The sequence below is a fragment of the Nonomuraea sp. NPDC003201 genome, from assembly GCF_053590415.1.
The window spans coordinates 1-2,846 of record NZ_JBSFTC010000638.1 but is presented as its reverse complement, the minus strand read 5'-3'; the positions used below and the strand labels follow the sequence as shown (position 1 = coordinate 2,846).

1 protein-coding gene and 1 pseudogene are annotated in these 2,846 nt (G+C 73.2%); both read left to right on the top strand.

Features of this window, described 5'->3' with window-relative positions:
- Positions 1-471, top strand: a pseudogene (locus ACWDX9_RS62075) (DUF58 domain-containing protein); the annotation flags it as partial.
- The coding region (locus ACWDX9_RS62070; RefSeq protein ID WP_449973242.1) for a transglutaminase family protein at positions 468-2,846 on the top strand (2,379 nt) is incomplete at its 3' end. The pseudogene ACWDX9_RS62075 and the gene ACWDX9_RS62070, both read left to right, overlap by 4 nt.

The following is a 2,846-nucleotide window of genomic DNA, read 5'->3' as shown; positions in this document are numbered from 1 at the left end:
GCCTCGATCGGCGTGCACCTCGCCCGCGAGGGCCTCGGCCTGCGGCTGGTGACCGACCAGGGCGCCGAGCACCTGACCGACACCGGACTGAGCTGGTCGCTGCTCGACACCCTCGCCGTGGTGCGGCACAGTCCGGCCCGCTCCCTGGAGATGGGCGTCTCGGCCCTGCGCCAGGGCGGGGGCGACGGGCTGATCGTGGCCGTGCTCGGCGACCTCGACCCTGAGGAGGCGAGAGAGCTGGCCAGGCTGAGGCACAGCGGCATCACCGCGGTGGCGGTGATGCTCGACGTGAGCACGTGGGACGGCGGGGACCGCGCGGCCGCCGAGAACCACCAGGCCGTGCAGACGGTCCTGGCCGGGTACGGCTGGCGCATCGTGCGCCTGCCCGCGGGCACCTCGATCGCCTCCGTCTGGCAGAACGCCGCCAACCGCGACAGGTACGCGCTCAACCCGGCGGGAGGCGCGGCATGAGGCTGACCGCCGCCTCCGGCGTGGCCGCGTTCGCCGCGGCGTTCCTGCTCTACCCGCTCTTCCAGGGCGGCTCCTGGTTCTGGTCGTCGCTGGGCGCCGTGCTCGCCGTGATGGCCGCGGGCCTGCTGAGCAGCCGCCTGTCGCTGCCCGCGTGGGCGGCGCCGCTGGTCGCGCTGCTCGCGGTGTGGGTCTACCTGACCGCGGCGTTCGCCTCCGCCAAGGCGTGGGCGCTGGTGGTGCCGACCCGCGGGTCGGTGGTGGAGCTGGGCAGGCTGGTAGGGGTCGGCTGGACCGACATCCAGCGCTTCGCCGCGCCCGTGCCGGAGACCGAGGGCATCACGCTGCTGACCGCCGGCGGCGTGGCGCTGATCGCGATCGCCGTCGACCTGCTGGCCGCGCGGCTGCGCAAGGCGGCGCTGGCCGGGCTGCCGCTGCTGGCGCTGGCCACCGTGCCGGCGACGATCCTGCCCGACCCGATCAGCTGGCCGGCGTTCATCCTGGCCGCGCTCGGGTTCATCGGCCTGCTGATCGCCGACGGGCGCGAGCGGGTGGGCCACTGGGGCAGGGCGGTGCTGGTACGGCGGACGACCCGCGCCACGTCCTCCCGGCCCGAGGCCCGCACCTCGGCGGACACCAGCGGGCTGCGGCTGTCGGGCAAGCGCATCGGGTTCGCCGCGATCGTGCTGGCGGTGCTGGTGCCCGCCCTGCTGCCGGCCATGGAGCCGGTGTCGTTCTTCACGTTCGGCGTGGGCGGCAGCGGTTCGGGCCGGGGCAACTCGATCAGCATCCCCAACCCCATCGCGAACCTGAAGGGCCAGCTGGAGCTGCCGGAACGGCGCGTGGTCCTCACCTACGCCAACAACGACGACAAACCCCGCTATCTGCGGATCTTCGCGCTCGACACGTTCGACGGCCAGCAGTTCGGCATGACGGAGCCCAAGGGTGCCCCGCAGAACAGGACGGAGAACGGCCCCCTCCCGGCGCCGCCCGGTCTCGGTCCCGAGCCGAAGGTCAAGACCGTGGCCACGGACATCCGGATCAGCGACGAGATCGCGAAGCTGCAGTTCCTGCCGCTGCCGTACCCGCCGAGACAGATCCAGATCGACGGCGACTGGCGGGCGGACGTGGACACGCTCATGGTCTTCTCCACCCGCGACGAGGCCGCCGGCGTCGAGTACGAGGTGACCACGAGCGAGCCGGAGCCCACGCCGGACCTGCTGGACTCGCTCAGCGGGACCCGGCCCAGCGTCGATCCCCGCTTCCTGAGGCTGCCGGACAACCTCCCGCCCGAGATCGCCGAGCTGGCGACCAGGCTGACCGCGAACGCCAAGACGGACTACGAGGCGGCGGTGAAGCTGCAGCAGTTCTTCACCGGCGGCGACTTCACCTACAACCTGAGCACGCAGGGGCACGGCAACTCGGCGCTGCGGGACTTCCTGCTGCGCGACCGTGCGGGCTACTGCGAGCAGTTCGCCGCGTCGATGGCGGTGCTGGCCAGGCTGGTGGGCATCCCGTCGCGGGTGGCCATCGGTTACACGGGCGGCACGAAGGTCGGTGACCGGTGGCAGGTCGGCACGAACGACTCCCACTCCTGGCCCGAGCTGTATTTCGAGGGTGTGGGCTGGCTGCCGTTCGAGCCGACTCCCGCGGGCTCGGCCGGCCAGGGCAGCGCGCGGGTGCCCGAGTACACCCAGCCCCGGCCGGAGGCGACCGGGGAGGCGTCGACGCCGACGCCGGGTTCGACGAGTTCGTCCGCTGACGAGCCGGTCGACCCGCAGACCCGGCGCAACCCTCGCGAGCTGGACCGCGAGGGCGTGGTCGCCACCGGCGGGCTGCCGACGGACGACTCGATGCCGCTGATCGGCCAGATCGGCATCGGCGCGGCGGCGCTGCTGCTGGTGCTGCTGATCCCCGCGGGCCTGCGTCTGATCACCAGGAACCGGCGCGTGCGCGCCCTGGGCTGGAAGGTCTCGGAGCCGTCCGACGACCTGACGGCCCGGATCGCGTCGAAGTCGGGGGGCGGCCATCCGTCGGTCGCCGCCGCGTGGGCGGAGCTGGACGACGTGCTGTACGACTACGGCATGGCCCGCCAGCTCAGCGAGACCCCGCGGGCGCTGGCACGGCGGCTGACCCAGCAGTACGAGTTCGACGCCGACTCGGCGGCGGCCATCACGGCCATCGCCTCCGCGGTGGAGCGGGTGCTGTTCGCCAGGGATCCGGGACAGATCGGGCCGCTGCGCAAGGACCTGCGTCAGGTGCGCCAAGCGCTGGCGGCCACGGTGTCACGCGGGCGCCGGCGATGTACAGGTCGCCGGGCACGCCGACGGGGGTGTCCCGCAGCCCGGGGCCGAGGATGTGGAACGTCTGGTTGGCGA